Source organism: Pseudomonas sp. MWU12-3088 (assembly GCF_023242405.1).
In the GTDB taxonomy this organism is placed as follows: domain Bacteria; phylum Pseudomonadota; class Gammaproteobacteria; order Pseudomonadales; family Pseudomonadaceae; genus Aquipseudomonas; species Aquipseudomonas kribbensis.
Map to the genome: position 1 here is coordinate 349,995 of NZ_JALJEA010000001.1, position 20,864 is coordinate 370,858.

Here is a 20,864-nt window from a genome sequence, read left to right on the forward strand (position 1 = left end):
ATGTTCGGCTGTATGAATAAGCTTTCCATGCTGGCGGCAGCGTTCGCGCTGCTCGCGGGCAACAGTGCGGTGGCGGCCATGGGGCCGTTCGAGATTTACGAACAGGCGTTGCGCAATGACCCGGTGTTCCTCGGCGCGATCAAGGAACGCGATGCAGGCCTTGAAAACCGGGCCATTGGCCGCGCCGGGTTGTTGCCGAAACTGGGTTACAACTACAACAAGGGCCATAACACCTCGAAGGCCACCTCGCTGGACGAGCGGGCGCGCAATCGAACTGACGAACGCAACTACAACAGTTACGGCTCGACCCTGACCCTGCAGCAGCCGCTGCTCGACTACGAAGCCTACGCGGCCTATCGCAAAGGCGTGGCGCAGTCGCTGTTTGCCGACGAGAACTTTCGCGGCAAGAGTCAGGAGCTGCTGGTGCGGGTGCTGGACAACTACACCAAGGCCCTGTTTGCCCAGGACCAGATCGACATCGCGCAGGCCAAGAAAAAGGCCTACGAGCAGCAGTTCCAGCAGAACGAACACATGTTCAAGCAGGGCGAAGGCACGCGGACCGACATTCTCGAAGCCGAATCGCGCTATGAACTGGCGACCGCCGAGGAAATCGAAGCGCGCAATGAACAGGATGCCGCGTTGCGTGAGCTGGGAGCACTGATCGGTGAGCAAGCGGTGAACATCACCGATCTGGCGCCACTGGATCAGAACTTCCAGACTTTCGCCCTGATGCCGGCCAACTACGACACCTGGCACGAACTGGCGATCAGCAACAACCCGAATCTGGCGTCCCAGCGTCAGGCCGTGGAAGTGGCGCGTTATGAAGTGGAACGCAACCGCGCCGGGCATCTGCCGAAAGTCAGTGCCTACGCGGCGATGCGCAAGAACGAATCGGAAAGCGGCAACACTTACAACCAGCGCTACGAAACCAACACCATCGGTTTCGAAGTCAACGTGCCGCTGTACGCCGGTGGCGGCGTCTCGGCGTCGACCCGTCAGGCCAGTCGCAACATGGAGCAGGCCGAGTACGAGCTGGACGGCAAGACCCGCGAAACACTGATCGAGCTGCGTCGCCAGTTCAGTGCGTGCCTGTCCGGGGTCAACAAACTGCGCGCCTACCAGAAAGCCCTGACCTCGGCCGAAGCGCTGGTGGTGTCGACCAAACAAAGCATTCTCGGCGGTGAGCGGACCAACCTGGACGCGCTGAACGCCGAACAACAACTGTTTACCACCCGCCGCGATCTGGCCCAGGCACGCTATGACTACCTCATGGCCTGGACCAAGTTGCATTACTACGCGGGCACCTTGAGCGAGCAGGATCTGGCTCGGGTGGATGAAGCATTCGGGCAAGGCCCACGGACGCAATAACACCGTAGTTTTTACACCAAACAACAAAAACGAGTGGTGAACATGGACGTACGCTTCAAGCCGGCATCGGTCGGCACCCTGTTGCTCGCAATTTCTGTCAGCCAGGCTCAGGCCCAATACCTCGAATCCGGCAAGCCCGGCGATCCAGCCAGTTGGCGTTCCGCCGAATTCCTGCGGGACTGGGGACTGGACCGGATGCAGGCCGATCAGGCCTACGCCGCCGGTATCACCGGCAAAGGCGTGAAGATCGGCGCGCTGGATTCGGGTTTCGACGCCGCCCATCCCGAGTTCGCCAGCGACCGGTATCACCCGGTGTCCGCCAGCGGCAGCTACGTCGATGGTTCTCTGTTCAACGTCAACGGCACGCTCAACCCGAACAACGATTCCCACGGCACTCACGTGGTCGGCACCATGGGCGCCTCCCGCGACGGCACCGGCATGCACGGCGTGGCGTTCAATGCACAGATCTACGTCGGCAACACCAACAAGAACGACAGTTTCCTGTTCGGCCCCAATCCCGACCCGCGTTACTTCAAAGCGGTGTACGACGCCCTGGCCGATGCCGGCGTGCGGGCGATCAACAACAGTTGGGGCAGCCAGCCGCCGGATGTCAGCTATCGAACCCTGGCCGATCTGCACGCGGCTTACGCCCAGCACTGGAACAAGGGCACCTGGCTCGATGCCGCCGCCGACGTGTCGCGCCGTGGTGTGATCAACGTGTTCAGCGCCGGCAACAGCGGTTATCCGAATGCCAGCGTACGCTCGGCGCTGCCGTACTTTCAGCCGGACCTGGAAGGTCACTGGCTGGCGGTATCGGGGCTGGATCAGAGCAACCAGCAGAAATACAACCAGTGCGGTATCGCCAAATACTGGTGCATCACCACGCCGGGGGCGAAGATCGACAGCACCGTTCCCGACGGTGGCTACGGGATCAAGTCCGGCACCTCGATGGCCGCGCCGCACGCTACCGGCGCCCTGGCGCTGGTGATGGAGCGTTACCCGTACATGAACAACCAGCAGGCGCTGGAAGTGCTGCTGACTACAGCCACCCAACTCGACGGCTCGGTGACCGACGCACCCAACGAGCGGGTCGGCTGGGGTGTGGCCAACCTGAGGCGGGCGATGGGCGGGCCGGGGCAGTTGCTCGGCGCGTTCGACGCAAATCTGGCCTCCGGGCAACGCGATGTGTGGAGCAACGACATCTCCGACAAGGCACTGATCCAGCGCCAGAGCGAAGATCTCGCCGAACACAGCGCCTGGCAGCAAACCCTGCTGGACAAGGGCTGGCAGAACGGCGTTCCGGCCGGCGCCAGCCAACAGGACCAGACGGATTACGCCGTCGGCACGGCCCGTGAGGCGGCGGCTGCCAATCGGGTGTATCAGGGCAGCCTGATCAAGTCCGGCGCCGGGCATTTGATCCTGACCGGCGACAGCACCTATCGCGGCCCGACCACGGTCAATGGCGGCCTGCTGAGCGTCAACGGCTCGCTGACGTCGGCGGTCACCGTCAATGACAGCGGCACCCTCGGCGGTTCCGGGCGGATCGGCGCACTGACGGCCAACAGCGGCGGTCGTGTGGCACCGGGCAACTCCATCGGCACCTTGAATGTGGCCGGTGACGTGACCTTCGCACCGGGCTCGACCTACGCGGTGGAGTTGTCCCCGACGGCCAGCGACCGCATTGTTGCCGGCGGCACGGCGTCCATCAGCGGTGCCACCGTCAGTCTGTCACTGGAAAACAGCCCGACCTTGCTCAGCACCGCCGAAGCGAAAAGCCTGCTCGGTCATCAGTACGACATTCTGCAAGCGGCCGGTGGCATACAGGGGCAGTTCGGAGCCGTAGTGCCGGATTACCTGTTCATCGGTGGCAGCCTCGCGTCCACCGGCAACGGGATCACGCTGAGCGTCGAGCGTAACGCGACGTCCTTTGCCAGCGTCGGCCAGACGCCGAACCAGCGGGCCGTGGCCAGCGCCGTCGAAGGCATGGGCGCCGGCAATTCCGTGTACGAAAGCCTGCTGCTGTCCGCCACTGCCAGTGATGCACAGCAAGCCTTCCAGCAATTGAGCGGAGAAATCTATCCGGCCCTCGGTTCGGTGCTGATCAACGACAGCCGTCAATTGCGCGACGCCATCGGCGAACGCCTGCACGACGCGAACAGCGCCCAAGGCAACGGCTGGGTCAAGGCCCTCGGCGCCTGGGGCACCACCGATTCGCGGCATGACACTGCTGGCTACAGCACGTCGATTGGCGGCCTGCTGGCCGGTGTCGACGGTGCGCTGGACGAGCAGACCCGCATCGGTCTGGTCACCGGTTACAGCGACAGTTCGTTGAGCATGGGCTCCGGCACCCATTCTTCGGCCAAGGTCGACAGCTACCACCTCGGCGCTTATGCCGGGCATGACATCGGCGCCTGGCGTTTGAGCACCGGCGCGGCCTACAGCTGGCATCGCGCCGACGTGAAACGGGACCTGCAATACGGCGACGTCAGCGCAAAAGAGAAAGCCAAGGTCGATGCCGCCACCACTCAGGTATTCGGCGAGGCGGCCTATCGGCTGAACGTGCAGCCGCTGGCTCTGGAGCCGTTCGCCAATCTGGTTTACGTGCATCTGGACAGCGACGGTTTCATCGAGAAGGGCGACGCTGCCGCGCTGAAAAGCAATGGCGACCAGCGTGATGCGGTGCTCAGCACCCTCGGCGTCCGGGCGATCAAGACGATCAACCTGTCGGGCTCGCAAAAGCTTGATGTCAGTGGCCGTCTCGGCTGGCAGCACAGCCTCACCGACATCGAATCCGAGCAGCATCTGCGCTTCGCCAGCGGCAGCGCGCCGTACAGCGTCGAAAGTTCGCCGCTGGTGCGCAACGCCGCGCTGGTGGGGGTACAGGCCAGCCTGGCCCTGAGCCGCGACGTGCGGGTGAACCTTGATTACAACGGACAACTGGCCAGCCGCGAGAAGAGTCACGGCGTCGGCCTGAGCCTGAACTGGCAGTTCTGACTGATGGTTCCCACGCTCCGGCGTGGGAACCATCAATTCAATAGACGGATTTTATGCAACATCACTAAGGAAGGTCGCTGGATGAAAAACAACAACACCCCCGCGCAATCGGGTGGATGCTTTCGCCTGAAAACCCTCAACTGCGCCTTGCTCTGCGCCATGGCCACCTGGGGTAGCGCACAGGCCGCGCCCTACGTGGAAAACGGCCGGGCAGGGGACCCGGCCAGTTGGCGCAGTGCCGAGTTCAAGGCCGACTGGGGACTTGGCGCAATCGGCGCGGATTACGCCTACGCCGCCGGCTACACCGGAAAAAACGTGAAACTGGGGATCTTCGACCAGCCGGTATACGCCGCGCACCCGGAGTTTTCCGGGCCGAACAAAGTGATCACATTGGTCACCAGCGGTATCCGCGAATACACCGACCCGTACATCCCGGTCAAAGCCGGGGACGCCTTCCGCTATGACGGTTCACCTTCGGTAGGTTCCAACGGCAAACTCGGCGCTCATGGCACCCACGTCGGCGGTATCGCGGCGGGCAGCCGTGACGGCGGGCCGATGCATGGCGTGGCGTTCGGTGCGCAGATCATCAGTGCCGACAACGGCGACCCGGGCCCGGAAGACGGCATCGTCCGTGGCAACGACGGCGCGGTGTACAAGGCCGGCTGGGATGCCCTGATCGCCAGCGGCGCGCGGATCATCAACAACAGCTGGGGCATCGGCATCACTGACCGCTTCGACCTCGGCGGTCGCAACCCGGCGTACCCGCACTTCACCGTCAACGACGCGCAATTGCAGTTCAACGAGATCCGCACGCTGCTCGGCACCAAACCCGGCGGCGCCTATGACGGTGCAATCGCTGCGGCCCGCAGCGGGATCGTGACCATTTTCGCGGCGGGTAACGATTACAACCTGAACAACCCGGACGCCATCGCCGGTCTCGGTTACTTCGTGCCGGAAATCGCGCCGAACTGGATGACCGTCTCCGCCCTGCAGAAAAACCCGGATCAGACCAGCGCCAACCCGTACATCATGAGTACCTTTTCCTCGCGTTGCGGTTACACCGCGAGTTTCTGCGTCTCGGCGCCGGGTACGCAGATCTACAGTTCGATCATCGGCGGCACCAATGCCAGCGACCTGACCACCGGCTATGCCAACTACAACGGCACTTCGATGGCCGCTCCGCACGCGGCCGGTGCCGTGGCGGTGCTGATGGAGCGTTTCCCGTACATGACCGGTGCCCAGGTCGCCAGTGTGTTGCGCACCACGGCCACCGACCTTGGCGCTCCGGGCATCGACGCCCTGTACGGCTGGGGCATGATCAACCTGCGCAAGGGCATCGACGGCCCGGCGATGTTCGTCACCGAGCAGGACATTCCGGCCGAGTTCCGCATCGAAGGCGCCTACGGCTCCAGCCAGTTCGTGGCGGATCTGCCGGGGATCGGCGCGATCATCGACGCCGGCAAGCCCACCGAGCGCGTGTGCACCGACATCACCTGCGGGCTCGACACCTGGCGTAACGACATTTCCGGCCACGGCGGTCTGACCAAACAAGGCATCGGCACCCTGGTGATGACCGGCGCCAACACCTACACCGGCCCGACCCTGGTGAACGGTGGCCGACTCGCGATCAATGGCTCGCTGCAATCCGCCGTCACAGTCAACGACGGCGGCATTCTCGGCGGTAACGGGCGCATCGCCGCGCTGACTGCGAAAAGCGGCGGTATCGTGGCGCCGGGCAACTCCATCGGCACGTTGAACGTGGCGGGGGATGTGACCTTCGAACCGGGCTCGACCTATGCCGTGGAAGTCTCGCCGACCAGCAGCGACCGCGTGGTCGCTGGCGGCACCGCAATCATTGACGGCGCAACGGTCGCCCTGACCCTGGAAAACAGCCCGACACTGTTGACCACGACTGAAGTGAAATCGCTGCTGGGCAGCCAGTTCAACATTCTGCAGGCGGCGGGCGGCATTCAGGGGCGCTTCGGTCAGGTCTTGCCAAACTATGCGTTCCTCGGCGGCACCCTCGATTACTCCTCGGGCGGTGTTCAACTGAATGTCGGGCGCAACGGTGCTTCGTTCGCCAGCGTCGGCCTGACCCCGAACCAGCGCGCCGTCGGTGCGGCTGCCGAACGTCTGGGCGCGGGCAATGCGTTGTTCGAAACCCTGCTGCTGTCACCGACTGCCGCCGTTGCGCAGAACGCGTTCCAGCAACTGTCCGGCGAGATTCACCCGGCCATCGGCACATTGCTGATCAACGACAGCCGTTATCTGCGTGATGCGGTGGGCGAGCGTCTGCGCGAACGGGATCTGTTCGACGCCGGTGCGCCGACCGATGACCGCAGCAACGCCTGGTTCAAGGTGCTCGGTGCCTGGGGCAAGACCGATGGCGGCCATGAAAATGCCAATTCCAACAGCTCAATTGGCGGTCTGTTGCTCGGTGTCGATGGCTTGATTACTGAAGATACTCGCTTGGGTTTCGTTACCGGTTATAGCGACAGTTCTTTGAACATGGGCAGCGGCACGCACTCGTCGGCGTCGATTGACAGCTATCACCTGGGTACGTACCTGGGGCACCAGATCGATGACTTGCGCCTGACCGCCGGCGCGGCTTACAGCTGGCATCGCATCGACGTCAAACGTGACCTGCAATTTGCCGGTGTCAGCGGCAAGCAGAAAACCAAGCGCGATGCGACCACCGCACAACTGTTCACGGAAGCCGCCTACGATCTCGGTCTGCAGCCGATGAACCTGGAGCCGTTCGCCAATCTGGCTTACGTGCACCTGAACAGCGACAGCTTCACCGAAAAGGGTGATGCCGCCGCACTGAAGGGCGGTGAAGACAACCGCGACGCCGTGCTGTCGACCCTCGGCGTTCGCGCCAAGCGCACGTTTGCCCTGTCGGACAAACATCAGCTGGAACTGGGCGCGACACTGGGCTGGCAGCACAACCTGAGCAGCGTGGATTCCGACAGCCACTTGGCCTTCGTCAATGGCAACAGCGCGTTCAACGTGCAAAGTGTGTCGATGGATCGAGATGCAGCGGTGGTCGGCGTTCGTGCCGGTCTGGCGCTGAATAGCGATGTCCGGGTCAACCTGGACTACAACGGACTGATCGGTTCGAACGAAAAGGACCACGGTGTGGGCCTGACGCTGGACTGGCAGTTCTAAGGTGTAGCGGCAGTTCTGCAGAGAACTGCCGCATTTGAAAGGAAGAGAGAGCACGACATGGGATTGTTCGATTACAAAAAAGCCGACGGCAAAGCGCTATACAGCGATGCCATCGCGCTGACGCTGTATTCCTACACACCGACCGGGCAGCCTTTGCCCGGCACCGGTTGGGCGCCACTGGGCGCCTCGGCCCTGGGTTATCAAGGCAAGACCGACGCAAAGGGCACGTTCTTCGGCGAGAAGGACGGCTTCACCAGCGCCGAGGCGGAAGTGCTCGGCAAATACGACGCCGCCGGCAAGCTGATCGGCATCGGTGTGGCCTTTCGCGGCACGGGCGGGCTGAGTTACAGCGACACCTTCGGCGATATGAAAAACAACCTGCTGGCCGCCATCGGGCCGGTGGATTACGCCAAGAATTACGCGAAGAACGCCTTCGACAACCTGCTCAAATCCGTGGCCGCGTTTGCTTCGGCCCATGGCATCGCCGCCAAGGATGTGCTGATCAGCGGGCACAGCCTCGGCGGACTCGGGGTCAACAGCGTGGCGGAGCTGAGCACGAGCGACTGGGGTGGTTTCTTCAAGGACGCCAACTACATTTCCTTCGCCTCGCCGACCCAGAGCAGCACCGGCACCAACGTGCTGAACATCGGCTATGAGAACGATCCGGTATTCCGTGTGCTCGACGGCACCACGTTCAGCACGGCGTCGATGGGCAAACACGACAAGCCGCACGACTCGACCACCGACAACATCGTCAACTTCAACGACAACTACGCCTCCACCGCGCAGAACCTGGTGCCGTTCAGCATCGTCAACCCGCTGAACTGGTCGGCCCACAGCTCGCTGGGCTATGCAGACGGCCTGAACCGGGTGATCGACTCGAAGTTCTACAACCTCACCAGCCAGGACTCGACCATCATCGTGTCCAATCTGGAAGCCTCGTCCCGGGGCAAGACCTGGGTCGAAGATCTGGGCCGCAGCGGCGAGCCGCACACCGGCAGCACCTTCATCATCGGCACCGACAGCAACGACTGGCTCAAGGGCGGGGCGGGCAACGACTTCCTCGAAGGCCGCGCCGGCGATGACCTGTTCCGCGATGACGGGGGCTTCAACATTCTGTTGGGCGGCCAGGGCCATAACACCTTCGACCTGCAGAAACCGTTGCAGAACTTCAGCTTCGCCAACGACGGCGACGGCACGCTGTACGTGCGCGACGCCTACGGCGGCATCAGCATGACCCGTGACATCGGCGCAATCGTGAGCAAAGAGTCCGGTTCGATGTGGAGCAGCAAGGAAATCACCTGGACCGTCACCGCCAAAGGCCTGGCCAACGGCGCTGAACTGACCCAGTACAACCATTCTCTCAACGGCGGCGCACTCGGCGACACGTTGAAAGCCACCGCTGACGGCGACTGGCTGTTCGGTCTGGGCGGCGACGATCACCTGGTCAGCGACAAGGCCCACGTGACCTTCGTCGGCGGCGCCGGCAATGACGTGATGAATGCGGTGGGTGGCAACAACACCTTCCTGTTCAGCGGCGCCTTCGGCTTCGACTCGATCAATGGCTACCAGGGCAGCGACAAACTGGTGTTCATGGGCGTGCAGGGCGCAGGGCAGGGCTACGACTACAAGCAACATGCTTCGCAGTCCGGCGCCGATACCGTGCTGAAGATTGGCGACTATGCCGTGACCCTGATCGGCGTGGGGGTGGCTAACCTGTCGGATTCGAGTTTCGTGTTCGCTTGATCCCCTGTGGACACCGCTGTGCATTGCGGCGGTGTCCATCGGGTCTGCAAGACAGAAGTGTTGTATCGAAATGCTCCGGAGCGCCCCGGGAGGGGCATTCTGGTTGTGAGCTATCTCTGAATAATTCCAACAAAGAGAGAGGCAACAGCAATGGGTGTGTATGACTACAAGAACTTCACCACAGCGGATTCCAAGGCGTTATTCAGCGATGCCATGGCCATCACGCTGTACTCCTATCACAACCTCGACAACGGTTTCGCGGTCGGCTATCAGCACAACGGTTTCGGCCTCGGTCTGCCGGCCACACTGATCAGTGCGCTGATCGGCGGTACCGATTCTCAAGGGGTGATTCCCGGAATCCCGTGGAACCCCGATTCGGAAAAACTCGCCCTCGACGCCGTGAAAAAGGCCGGCTGGACGCCCATCACTGCGTCGCAACTGGGCTATGACGGCAAGACTGATGTTCGCGGAACCTTCTTCGGCGAAAAGCCCGGTTACACCAGCGCGCAAGTGGAAATCCTCGGCAAGTACGACGCCCAGGGCCATCTCACGGAAATCGGCATCGCCTTTCGCGGCACCAGTGGGCCACGGGAAATCCTCATCGGTGACTCCATCGCCGACGCCATCAATGACCTGCTCGCTGCGTTCGGGCCCAAGGATTACGCCAAGAACTACGTCGGCGAAGCCTTCGGCAACCTGATGAACAACGTGGTGGCGTTCGCCAAGGCCAACGGCCTCACCGGCAAGGACGTACTGGTCAGCGGCCACAGCCTCGGCGGCCTGGCGGTCAACAGCATGGCGGATCTGAGCGGCAGCAAGTGGGGCGGGTTCTTCCAGGACTCCAACTACATCGCCTACGCCTCGCCGACCCAGAGCAGCACCGACAAGGTGCTCAACGTCGGCTACGAGAACGACCCGGTATTCCGCGCCCTCGACGGCTCGACCTTCACCGGGGCATCGCTTGGCGTGCACGACGCGTCGAAAGTCTCGGCCACCGACAATATCGTCAGCTTCAACGACCACTACGCCTCGAACGCGTGGAACGTGCTGCCGTATTCGATCGTCAACATCCCGACCTGGATCTCGCACCTGCCGACGGCTTACGGCGACGGCATGAACCGGGTCATCGAGTCGAAGTTCTACGACCTCACCAGCCGTGATTCGACGATCATCGTGGCCAACCTGTCGGACCCGGCGCGAGCCAACACCTGGGTGCAGGACCTCAACCGCAACGCCGAGCCCCACAAGGGCAGCACCTTCATCATCGGCAGCGACGGCAACGACCTGATCCAGGGCGGCAGCGGTAACGATTATCTGGAAGGCCGTGCCGGCAACGACACCTTCCGCGACAGCGGCGGCTACAACATCATCCTCGGCGGTTCAGGCAATAACACCCTTGAGCTGCAGCAGTCGGTGAACAAGTTCGACTTCGCCAACGATGGCGCCGGCAACCTGTACATCCGCGATGCCAACGGCGGGATCAGCATCACCCGCGACATCGGCAGCATCGTTACCAAGGAACCGGGCTTCCTCTGGGGCCTGTTCAAGGACGACGTGACCCACAGCGTGACCGCCGATGGCCTGAAAGTCGGCAACAACGTCACCCAGTACGAATCGAGCGTGAAGGGCACGAATGGCGCCGACACCCTCAAGGCCCACGCCGGCGGTGACTGGCTGTTCGGCCTGGACGGCAACGATCACCTGATCGGTGGCGCGGGCAACGACGTGTTCGTCGGCGGCGCCGGCAATGACCTGATGGAGTCGGGCGGCGGGGCGGATACGTTCCTGTTCAGCGGCGCGTTCGGCCAGGACCGGGTGGTGGGCTTCAACGGCAACGACAAACTGGTGTTCCTCGGCGTGCAGGGCGTGTTGCCCGGCGATGACTTCCGCGCCCATGCCTCATCGGTGGGGCAGGATACGGTGCTGAAGTTTGGCGCTGATTCGGTGACGCTGGTCGGGGTTTCGCTGAACAGTCTCAGCGCCGATGGCATCGTGATCGCCTGAGGGTAACGGTGGAGGGGGAGTTATTTCCCTCTCCGCATCAAAAGTGACTCAATGGCCACTACCTGACTCAAACCCCTGCACCAACAGGAAACGCGGACTAAAGCCATCGCATGCGCACTCGTCATGTATGGGCAAGCCGCCATTGAGTACAGGAGATTCAAACGTGAAAGGTTTCAAGGGGTATATCGGTATTGTCGGGTTGGCGCTGCTGTCGGCCAACGTCTGGGCCGATCTGCCTCACAGCTCGATTCTGAGCCGCTACGGTGTCAGCTCCGATGAATTGCCGAAACCGGCACCCACCGAGAACAGCGAACCGGTCGAAGAGAAAAGCCGCTTTCATATCCAGCCCGAACAACCGTTCGTGACCGTCCGCATCGGCGAGAACAATGAGCCCGAAATGACCGGCAACCTGAGCATCGACCGTATGGCGCAGCAGGAGCGCCAACGTTGCCAGCGCCTGCAGGAAGAAATGGTCCGGCGCGGTGAGCGCCCGTTGAACTGCGACGGCTCCCTTCCGGGCATGGCGTTACCCCGCTGAAGAATGAAAAAAAGGCTGCGTTCCTACAGGATTGCAGCCTTTTTTGTCGGGGTAATCGTCAGTCTTCCTTGCGCACCGTGGCCACTTCATCGGCCTTGACCCGGATCTTCGCGCCGGAAATATCCCGGAACTCATAGAAGCCGTCTTCGGACTTGGTTTTCGGCATGTCCTTGGTCAGATACTGCGTGCCATTCTGCAAGGTCACCACGGTCGGGGTGGAGCAACCGGCCAGCGCCATCAGCGCTACGACGGTCATCGGCATAAACAACGTCTTGAAATTCATACCCGGTATTTCCTCATTCATTTCGACCGGTGTCGGTCCTCTAACGCGGTTGGTGCCAAATCCCCGGTAAAAGTTCGATGGACTGGCGAAAAAACCTCAATCGCCGATGCCACTGATCCTTTTCCGTTTGCGCCCGTCGGGGCAGAACTGGTATCTGTACGCATAACCAGTATTCGCTTGCCATGGCCCGTTATCACCGTGACTTCCAGCCCCCTCGACGATCCGTTCTATTACCTCAACAACTTCCGGCAAGTGCTTGACTGGCTTGAGCTTCGTTATGCCGACGTGATGAGCGAAACGGAGCATGCCTTCATTCGTGAGTTCAAGTCACTGCCGCGCGGCTCCCAGGGTTTGCTGGTGCGGATGGTGATGCGCAAGGGCGTGCATTTTCGGGCGGGCAAACTCAACTATCCGGAAATTGGCGATATTGCTCTGGCCGCGCAGCCGTTGCTCGATCATGGCTGGCTCGATGAACAGGCCCTGCTGTCGATGCCGGAGCTGTTCGATCTGCTGCTGAAGGCTGAAATCCTGCAAGACTTTGGCCCGGCCATCGATGATCCAAAGGGCCGCAAGGTCGACTGGTTGCCGATCCTGCATGAGCAGTTTCCTGAGTCACGCTGCTGGCACGACTGGTGCCCGGCGATTGCAGACCGATTGTTCAGCCTGACGCTGATGGACCTGTGTGACCGGTTTCGCCTGATGTTCTTCGGCAATCTGTATCAGGACTGGTCGGAGTTTGTCCTCGCCGACCTTGGAATCTACACCTACGAAAAAGTCGAGCTCGGCGCCGATTCCCGGGGCCTGCGCAGCCGTTCCGACGTCGACGCCTGCCTGTTTCTGCACGATTGCCAGCAGCGTTTCGAGGCGGGTGAGGCGATCGAGCCGATTGCCGAAGAGCTGAGCGTTTTGCAGTTCGACAACCCGTGGTTGCAGCGTCGGCTCGGCAAGCTGCTGTTCCAGATCGGCCAGCATTGCGAGCGCATCGCCGAATTTGCCCTGGCCCTGAGCTTATATCGCGGTTGCGCCTACCCCGGCGCGCGGTTGCGGACGGTCCGGGTGCTGGAGCGCTGCGGTGAATATGCCCTGGCGCTGGAGCTGGGCACACTGGCTGAACAGGCGCCGGAAAGCGCCGCCGAACAGCAGGGCCTGCAACGGGTACTGCCACGGCTGCGGCGCAAACTCGGCGGGCCACCGCTCAAGCGCGTTGCAGCACGACCTGTTGTACGCCTGGATCTGCACCTGCCTCGACTCGATTCGACGCTGTCGGTGGAGTATCACGTGCAGGCGCACCTGCATGAAGATGCAGGCCCGGTGCATTACGTGGAAAACAGCCTGATCAATTCGCTGTTCGGCCTGTTGTGCTGGCCGGCGATTTTCGCACCGCTGCCGGGCGCGTTTTTCAATCCGTTCCAACGCGGGCCGGCGGACTTGCTCCATGAGGATTTCCAGGGGCGGCGGGCCGCGTTGTTCGAAGTCTGCCTGGCGGAACTGGACGACGGCCGTTATGCCGACACCATCCGCAGCCGGTTTGCCACCAAGTGGGGCATTCAGTCGCCGTTCGTGTTCTGGGGCGCACTCAATGAAGAGCTGTTGGAACAAGCGCTGACCTGCCTGCCGGCCGAACACCTCAAGCACTGGTTCAATCGCCTGTTGCTGGACATCAAGGCCAACCGCGCCGGCATGCCGGACCTGATCCAGTTCTGGCCGCAGCACAAGACCTACCGGATGATCGAAGTCAAAGGCCCCGGCGACCGCTTGCAGGACAATCAACTGCGCTGGCTGGAGTTCTGCCACACGCACCAGATGCCGGTAGCCGTGTGTTACGTGCAATGGGCGGAGCAGGGCGCTTGAGCTACAGCATCGCGGTGCGGGCGCTGTGCGAGTTCACCGCCAAGAGCGGCGATCTCGACTTGCGCTTCACTCCGTCGCCCACCGCGCTGGAGGGCATCGCCGGCCACCGCACCGTCGCCTCGCGGCGCAATGACGCCTATCAAAGCGAAGTGGCGCTGGAAGGCGAGTTCCGCACCTTGAAGGTCAAGGGCCGTGCAGACGGCTACGACCCGACGCAGAACTGCCTGGAGGAAGTCAAAACCTACCGTGGCGACCTGAGCAAACAGCCGGCCAATCACCGCGCGCTGCATTGGGCGCAGGCGAAAATCTACGGCTGGCTGATGTGCTGCCGGTTGCAGCTGGAACAGATCAATCTGGCGCTGGTGTACTTCGACATCGTCAGCGAAAAGGAAACCTGTCTGGTCGAAGCCTTCAGCGCTGAAGCATTACGCGAATTCTTCGAACAACAGTGCGGCTTGTTCCTGGCATGGGCCGAACAGGAAATGGCCCACCGTGAAGCGCGTAATCAGGCGGCGCAGCAACTGGGCTTTCCCCATGACAGTTTCCGCCCCGGCCAGCGTCATCTTGCCGAGTCGGTGTTCAAGGCTGTCAGCACCGGCCGCTGTCTGATGGCCCAGGCCCCCACCGGCATCGGCAAAACCCTGGGCACGCTATTCCCGATGCTCAAGGCGTTGGCGCCGCAGCAGCTGGATAAGGTGTATTTCCTCACCGCCAAGACACCGGGGCGCAAACTGGCGCTGGATTCGGCGCAAGTGCTGTTCGATCACAATGCAACCCTGCCGCTGCGAGTGCTGGAAATGGTCGCGCGGGACAAGGCTTGCGAGCATCCCGACAAGGCCTGTCACGGCGAATCCTGCCCGTTGGCTCAAGGCTTCTATGACCGGTTGCCGGCGGCCCGTGAAGCGGCCAGTCAATTGAGGTTGCAGGATCAGGCGGCAATCCGTGAAGTCGCCGCGCAACACTCGGTGTGTCCGTATTACCTGAGCCAGGAAATGGCGCGCTGGGCCGATGTGGTGGTGGCGGACTACAACTATTACTTCGACTTCACCGCGCTGCTGTTCGGCCTGGCCCAGCTCAATCAATGGAAAGTCGCGGTGCTGGTGGACGAGGCCCATAACCTGGTCGAGCGCGGGCGGCAGATGTACAGCGCCACCCTCGATCAGGGGATCTTCAACGGCGTGCGCAAAACCGCACCCGAGGCGTTGAAAAAGCCCCTGCAACGGGTCAACCGTGAATGGAATGCCCTCAATAACGCGCAACTGGCGCCGTATCAGGCCTACGACAAGGCGCCGGAAAAACTGCTGCAGGCGATCACGTCGTGCAGCGCGAGCATTGGCGATTACCTCAATGATCACCCGCAAGGGCTCGACAGCGGTTTGCAGAATGCCTGGTTCGAGATGCTGCAATTCGGCCGGGTCGCGGAGTTGTTCGACGCGAACTATCTGTTCGACATCAGCAAGCGCGACCTCGACCGCAAACGTCCGCTGTCGCAACTGTGCCTGCGCAACGTGGTGCCCGCCGCGCTGCTCGGCCCGCGCCTGAAAGCAGCCCGCAGCTGCGTGCTGTTTTCCGCGACCCTCAGCCCGCGCCATTATTACGCCGACCTGCTCGGCACTCCGGCCGACACGGTTTGGATCGACGTCGAGTCGCCGTTCAGCGCCGAACAGTTGCAGGTGCGGATCGTCAGCCAGATTTCCACCCGGTTCACCCATCGTCAGGCCTCACTGGAGCCGATTGTCGAACTGATCGCCCGCCAGTTCGCCGAGCGTCCGGGCAACTATCTGGCGTTCTTCAGCAGCTTCGATTACCTGCAACAGGTCGCGCAGTTGCTCGCCGAACGGCATTCGCACATACCGATCTGGCAACAATCACGGGGCATGGCCGAAGGGCAGCGGCAGGCGTTTCTCGATCAGTTCACGATGCACAGCCAGGGCGTCGGGTTCGCTGTCCTCGGCGGTGCATTCGGCGAAGGCATCGATTTGCCCGGCGCCCGGTTGATCGGCGCCTTCGTTGCCACGCTGGGGCTGGCGCAGTTGAACCCGGTCAACGAACAGATGAAACGGCGTATGGCAGCGATCTTCGGCGCCGGTTACGACTACACCTACCTGTTTCCCGGCATGCAGAAGGTGGTGCAGGCTGCCGGGCGGGTGATCCGCACCCAGCAGGATCGCGGCGTGGTCATGCTGATCGACGACCGCTTCGCCGAGAGCCGCATCCAGCAGCTGTTGCCGCGCTGGTGGCAGTTGGATCACGCAGATGCAGCTTTTCAATCCGCCGGTTTGACGCATACTCCTGTTATTGAAAATCTGCTTTGAGCCAAGCCTGATGAGCGAGAACAAGAAGTCCGCTGCGATCGAAGAAATGCGCTTTCGCCTGTTGATCGATGCCGTGGTCGATTACGCGATCTACATGATCGACCCCGCCGGCATCATCACCAGCTGGAACTCCGGGGCCAAACGCTTCAAGGGTTATGAGGAAGCCGAGATTCTCGGCGAACACTTTTCACGGTTCTACACCGATGAAGACCGCGCCGTCGGTATGCCGCAGCGTGCGCTGGACACGGCGATCCGTGAAGGCCGTTTCGAGGGCGAAGGCTGGCGGGTGCGCAAGGATGGCACGCATTTCTGGTGCCACGTGGTGATCGACCCGATCTACAGCCCGGACGGGCAACTGCTCGGTTTTGCGAAAATCACCCGCGACCTCACCGACCGCAAGATGGCCGAGGAAACCCTCAAGCAAAGCGAACAGCAGTTCCGCCTGCTGGTGCAGGGCGTTACCGACTACGCGATCTACATGCTCAGCCCGGAAGGCCGCGTGACCAACTGGAACCCCGGCGCGCAACGGATCAAGGGCTATGCGCCGGACGAAGTGATCGGCAAGCATTTTTCCATGTTCTACACCCCGGAAGACCGTGAAATCGGGGAGCCGCAACGGGCGCTGGAAACCGCCGTGCGTGAGGGGCGCTTCGAGAACAAGAGCTGGCGTCTGCGCAAGGACGGCACGCGGTTTCTGGCGCACGTGGTGGTCGATGCGATTCGCGGCGAAACCGGCACGTTGCTCGGTTTTGCCAAGATCACCCGTGACGTAACTGAAGCCCACCAGGCGCAACTGGCACTGGAGCAAACCCGCGAAGCGCTGTTCCAGGCGCAGAAGATGCAGGCCATCGGCCAACTCAGCGGCGGTATCGCCCATGACTTCAACAATCTGCTGACCGTGATCCTCGGTAACCTCGAGATCGTGCGTAAACGCGTCGGCGACGACCCGAAAGTCAGTCGGCTACTGGAAAACGCCACCCAGGGCGCGCTGCGCGGCGTGTCACTGACCCAGCGCATGCTGGCCTTCGCCCGACGCCAGGAACTCAGGACCGAACCGGTGGACATCCCGAAACTGGTGCAAGGCATCACCGGTCTGTTGCGCAGTTCGCTGGGGCCGGGGATTCGCATCGAAACGCAGTTTCCCGACGATCTTGAAGCGGTGCTGGCCGACACCAACCAGCTCGAACTGGCGGTCCTCAACCTGGCCACCAACGCCCGCGATGCGATGCCCGAGGGCGGCAGCGTGGTCATCGGCGCCGAACCGCGAGTGTTTTTGCAGGAGAGTCAGTCAAGCCTTGCGGCGGGACGCTATGTCTGCCTGAGCGTGACGGATACCGGTGAAGGCATGGACGACGCGACGCTGGCCTCGGCGACCGATCCGTTCTTCACCACCAAAGGCCTGGGCAAGGGCACCGGGCTGGGGTTGTCGATGGTGCATGGTTTCATCGAACAGTTGGGCGGCCGTTTCATTCTCAAAAGCGTGAAGGGGCAGGGAACTTGCGCCGAGCTCTGGCTGCCGGTCGCCGTCGACGGGATGGCGGCCAAGCCTATGAGCCCGAGGCCGTCCATGGCGTCGGTGCCGCGACTCAGCGTGCTGGTGGTGGACGACGACAGTCTGGTGCGCACCAGCACCAGCCTGTTGCTGGAGGATCTGGGGCATCGGGTCATCGGCGCGGCCTCCGGTGCGCAGGCACTGGAGTTGTTTGACCAAGGGGAAGTGATCGATCTGATGATCACCGACATGGCCATGCCGAAAATGAACGGCGCGCAGCTGGCCCATGCCGTGCGCGTGCTCAAGCCGGATCTGCCGATCATCCTGGCCACCGGTTACGCCGAGCGCCTCGAAGGTTTTGCGGCGCAACTGCCACGGCTGTCGAAACCGTTCAATCAGATGCAACTGGTGGAGATCATCGCCCAGTCGATGAAGTGAGGTCAGGCATCAGCTTGTTTGTGCTGTTCGTAACGGGCAAGGAGCGGTTGGGTGCTGATGCCGTGCAGCAAAATGCTCAGGGCCACGACTGAAAGGGTGAGATCGGTACACTGCGCGGCCATTGTGGCGCCCAAACCGTGATTCAGGGCGTAGAACAGATAGAACAGGCTGCCGATGCCGCGAATGCCGAACCAGCCGATCAACATTCGCTGACGCCACACCAGCAGTGATCCCCATGGCATCAACACCACACAGGCCGGGCGGATGACACAGAACAGCACCGCGCCGACCCACAGCGCCCGCCAGTCCCAATGGGTGACCAGCACCACGCCGAGCAGGGTCACCAGAAACACTTCCATGGCCCGTTCCACCAGACCACCGAAAGCGAGCATGTCGCCCATCATGATCCCGGCGGCCACCTGACTGCCTTCCAGGCCTTCTGTGTCGCCATGCACGGCGTGTTGCGGTTCGACGTTCTGGTGGCCGACCACCGGCTGCACCAGATGCTCGGCCGGCGGCTGATGGGCGCCGGTGGACTTCACTTCCTCCTGACGCAGGCCCAGTCCGGCGGCGAACACCGACAGAAAGCCGTAGCCGCCCAAGGACTCGGCCACCACAAAAGCCAGTGCGATCAAGGCCAGTGCCAGATAGTCGTTCGGGCTGACAGTGCTGTCTTCATTGCGCGTCTGTAACGCGAGCGTGGCCCGACCCAGGCCGCGGCCCATCCAGTAGCCGGTGAGCAGACCGACGGGGACCGCCCAGAGCAGATCGCGCAATACCCAGTGGCTCCATTGCGCGGCCAGGCCATCGCCTTGCAGCAGTAACAGTCCGAGGATCACGAAGGGGAAGGCCACGCCGTCGTTCAGGCCGGCCTCGCCGGACAGTCCAAAGCGCACACTGTCGACATCCCGCGCATCGTTGACCTGCACCAGTGCTGCCAGCACCGGATCGGTGGGGGCCAGAATCGCAGCGATCAGCAACGATGGCCCCCACGACAGTTTCAGAGCGTAATGCAGCAGCAGGCTGACGCCGATGATCGTCAGCACCATCACCGGGCCTGCCAGACCGAAAGCTATCCGCCAGCGCTTGTCGCGCAATGGCAGCCGTAACTTCAAACCGCAGACGAACAGCGAAAACAGCACCGCGACTTCAGTCAGGTGCTCCATCCATGAGGCGGCATGTTCCAGCGGCAGTTTCAGCAGGTCGAGCCCGCTCGGGCCGATACCGATGCCGAGCAACAGGCACACGGCCGACGTCGTGACCGGCATCCAGCGCAGGTATGACGAGGTCAACGCCAGCATCAGCAGGACGGCGCCCAGCACTGTTACCCAGATAATGAATGTCATGGTTCGCGGCCCGCCCTGACCATCGCGACCCGACAGGGCCATGAAGTATGGAGAGGTGCTCGCGGCGACGGTTCAGTTTTTCTCGGGGAAGAGGCGGCGGGCGCTGGTTTGCACGGCGCCCGCCGTGATTGACGCGATGACTCAGGCCTGGCGCTGGACCAGCGCACGCTCCATCCGCGCAATGCCTTCTTCCAGCAGCGAACGCGGGCAACCGAAGTTCAGGCGCACGAATTGCTGGCTCTGGTCACCGAAATCGATGCCCGGGCTGAGTCCGACGCGGGCCTGCTCAAGGAAGAACTGCTGCGGATTGTCCAGCCCAAGGGCCGAGCAATCTAGCCACGCCAGATAAGTGCCCTGCGGCACGTTGATCGTCACACCCGGCAGGCGACTGCGAACCGCGTCCACCAGCCAGTCACGGTTGGCTTGCAGGTATTGCTTGAGTTCTTTCAGCCAGGGCCCGGCCTCGCTGTAAGCCACGCGGGTGGCTTCCATGCCCAGCGGATTGACGCTGTCGACCATGCCGCAGCGGGCGTGGTTGACGCGCTCGCGCAGGGCGCTGTCCTGAATGATCATGAACGAGGTCTTGAGGCCGGCAATGTTGTAGGCCTTGCTCGCCGACATCAGGGTGATGGTGCGTTGGGCGATTTCCGGGCTCAGGGACGCGGTCGGAATGTGCACGCGACCGTCGTAGCACAGTTCGGCGTGGATTTCGTCGGAGATGATCCAGGCGTCCTGCGCCATGCAGATGTCGGCCACCGCTTGCAGTTCTTCACGGTCGAAGACCTTGCCGATCGGGTTGTGCGGGTTGCTCAGCAGCAGGGCGCTGCCACCGGTGAGGGATTCACGCAAGGCATCCAGCGGCGTGGCGTAGGTGCCGTCGGCCTGGGCGTTGAACTCCAGCTCGATCTTGTTCAGGCCCCAATGGCCCGGTGCATGGCGCAGCGGCGGGTAGTTCGGGGTTTGCACCACGACATTCTGCTGTGGCTGAACCAACGCCTTGAGCGCCATGTTGAAACCCGATTCGACGCCCGGCAGGAAGATCAGCTCCTGCGGTTTGACCCGCCAGGCGAACTTGTTCCAGAGGTCGGCGACGATGGCCTCGCGCAAGTTGTCCTGGGCGACGCTGTAGCCGACCAAAGGGTGCAGCAGACGCTGTTGCAGCGCCTCGATGACCACTGGCGGTGCCGCGAAATCCATGTCAGCGACCCACATCGGCAACACATCGGCCGCATAGCGGCTCCACTTGGTGCTGCCGGTGTCGTGGCGGTCGAATACCTGATCAAAATCGAAAGTCATGCGCGGTCTCTGAGGGCGGAGATGG

General features: G+C 62.3%; 12 protein-coding genes. 9 read left to right on the top strand and 3 right to left on the bottom strand.

Features of this window, described 5'->3' with window-relative positions; translation table 11 throughout:
- The 6 genes from M5B98_RS01665 (at nucleotide 1) to M5B98_RS01690 (ending at nucleotide 11,818) form a co-directional block, all read left to right on the top strand.
- Nucleotides 1-1,368 carry a TolC family outer membrane protein gene (locus M5B98_RS01665; protein ID WP_248741558.1) on the top strand — a complete coding sequence of 456 codons (1,368 nt, stop codon included), beginning with the start codon at nucleotides 1-3 and terminating at the stop codon, nucleotides 1,366-1,368.
- A gap of 42 nt (nucleotides 1,369-1,410) precedes the next feature.
- On the top strand, nucleotides 1,411-4,362 hold the full coding sequence (locus tag M5B98_RS01670; RefSeq protein WP_248741559.1) for an autotransporter serine protease: 2,952 nt from the start codon (nucleotides 1,411-1,413) through the stop codon (nucleotides 4,360-4,362).
- Between the two features lie 81 nt (nucleotides 4,363-4,443).
- Nucleotides 4,444-7,530 (top strand): autotransporter serine protease, encoded by a 3,087-nt coding sequence (locus M5B98_RS01675; protein WP_248741560.1) that lies wholly within the window; start codon nucleotides 4,444-4,446, stop codon nucleotides 7,528-7,530.
- Nucleotides 7,531-7,587: 57 nt separating this feature from the next.
- On the top strand, nucleotides 7,588-9,276 hold the full coding sequence (locus M5B98_RS01680; protein WP_248741561.1) for a polyurethanase: 1,689 nt from the start codon (nucleotides 7,588-7,590) through the stop codon (nucleotides 9,274-9,276).
- Nucleotides 9,277-9,426: 150 nt separating this feature from the next.
- Nucleotides 9,427-11,280: a polyurethanase gene (locus M5B98_RS01685; RefSeq protein WP_248741562.1), complete on the top strand. Its 1,854-nt coding sequence runs from the start codon at nucleotides 9,427-9,429 to the stop codon at nucleotides 11,278-11,280.
- A 163-nt stretch (nucleotides 11,281-11,443) separates the two neighbouring features.
- Nucleotides 11,444-11,818 (top strand): hypothetical protein, encoded by a 375-nt coding sequence (locus tag M5B98_RS01690; RefSeq protein ID WP_134826799.1) that lies wholly within the window; start codon nucleotides 11,444-11,446, stop codon nucleotides 11,816-11,818.
- A 58-nt stretch (nucleotides 11,819-11,876) separates the two neighbouring features.
- Here the strand turns inward: M5B98_RS01690 and M5B98_RS01695 are convergent, their stop codons facing one another.
- Entirely contained in the window at nucleotides 11,877-12,101 is a 225-nt protein-coding gene (locus tag M5B98_RS01695; protein WP_085709821.1) for a YgdI/YgdR family lipoprotein, read from the bottom strand.
- A 198-nt stretch (nucleotides 12,102-12,299) separates the two neighbouring features.
- Here M5B98_RS01695 and M5B98_RS01700 point away from each other — a divergent pair, with 198 nt between their 5' ends.
- From M5B98_RS01700 to M5B98_RS01710, 3 genes are read left to right on the top strand one after another with little or no spacing between them, the layout of a single operon-like run.
- A complete protein-coding gene (locus M5B98_RS01700; protein WP_248741563.1) occupies nucleotides 12,300-13,952 on the top strand; it encodes a VRR-NUC domain-containing protein in 1,653 nt (550 codons plus the stop codon).
- A complete protein-coding gene (locus M5B98_RS01705; RefSeq protein WP_248741564.1) occupies nucleotides 13,949-16,267 on the top strand; it encodes an ATP-dependent DNA helicase in 2,319 nt (772 codons plus the stop codon). The genes M5B98_RS01700 and M5B98_RS01705 overlap by 4 nt, the downstream gene beginning before the upstream one ends.
- 10 nt (nucleotides 16,268-16,277) lie before the next feature.
- The gene (locus M5B98_RS01710; RefSeq protein ID WP_248741565.1) at nucleotides 16,278-18,197 is read left to right on the top strand and encodes a PAS domain-containing sensor histidine kinase; all 1,920 of its coding nucleotides are present in this window, start codon (nucleotides 16,278-16,280) and stop codon (nucleotides 18,195-18,197) included.
- Between the two features lie 2 nt (nucleotides 18,198-18,199).
- Here M5B98_RS01710 and M5B98_RS01715 read toward each other — a convergent pair whose 3' ends face one another.
- Nucleotides 18,200-19,543 carry a cation:proton antiporter gene (locus M5B98_RS01715; RefSeq protein WP_248741566.1) on the bottom strand — a complete coding sequence of 448 codons (1,344 nt, stop codon included), beginning with the start codon at nucleotides 19,541-19,543 and terminating at the stop codon, nucleotides 18,200-18,202.
- A 141-nt stretch (nucleotides 19,544-19,684) separates the two neighbouring features.
- The gene (locus M5B98_RS01720) at nucleotides 19,685-20,839 is read right to left on the bottom strand and encodes a MalY/PatB family protein (RefSeq protein WP_248741567.1); all 1,155 of its coding nucleotides are present in this window, start codon (nucleotides 20,837-20,839) and stop codon (nucleotides 19,685-19,687) included.
- Between the last annotated feature and the right edge of the window lie 25 nt (nucleotides 20,840-20,864).

Bases quoted from the DNA above. Each gene is read 5' to 3' on its own strand.
- M5B98_RS01665 (WP_248741558.1), top strand. From the start codon at position 1: ATGTTCGGCTGTATGAATAAGCTTTCCATGCTGGCGGCAGCGTTCGCG.
- M5B98_RS01670 (WP_248741559.1), top strand. From the start codon at position 1,411: ATGGACGTACGCTTCAAGCCGGCATCGGTCGGCACCCTGTTGCTCGCA.
- M5B98_RS01675 (WP_248741560.1), top strand. From the start codon at position 4,444: ATGAAAAACAACAACACCCCCGCGCAATCGGGTGGATGCTTTCGCCTG.
- M5B98_RS01680 (WP_248741561.1), top strand. From the start codon at position 7,588: ATGGGATTGTTCGATTACAAAAAAGCCGACGGCAAAGCGCTATACAGC.
- M5B98_RS01685 (WP_248741562.1), top strand. From the start codon at position 9,427: ATGGGTGTGTATGACTACAAGAACTTCACCACAGCGGATTCCAAGGCG.
- M5B98_RS01695 (WP_085709821.1), bottom strand. From the start codon at position 12,101: ATGAATTTCAAGACGTTGTTTATGCCGATGACCGTCGTAGCGCTGATG.
- M5B98_RS01710 (WP_248741565.1), top strand. From the start codon at position 16,278: ATGAGCGAGAACAAGAAGTCCGCTGCGATCGAAGAAATGCGCTTTCGC.
- M5B98_RS01715 (WP_248741566.1), bottom strand. From the start codon at position 19,543: ATGACATTCATTATCTGGGTAACAGTGCTGGGCGCCGTCCTGCTGATG.
- M5B98_RS01720 (WP_248741567.1), bottom strand. From the start codon at position 20,839: ATGACTTTCGATTTTGATCAGGTATTCGACCGCCACGACACCGGCAGC.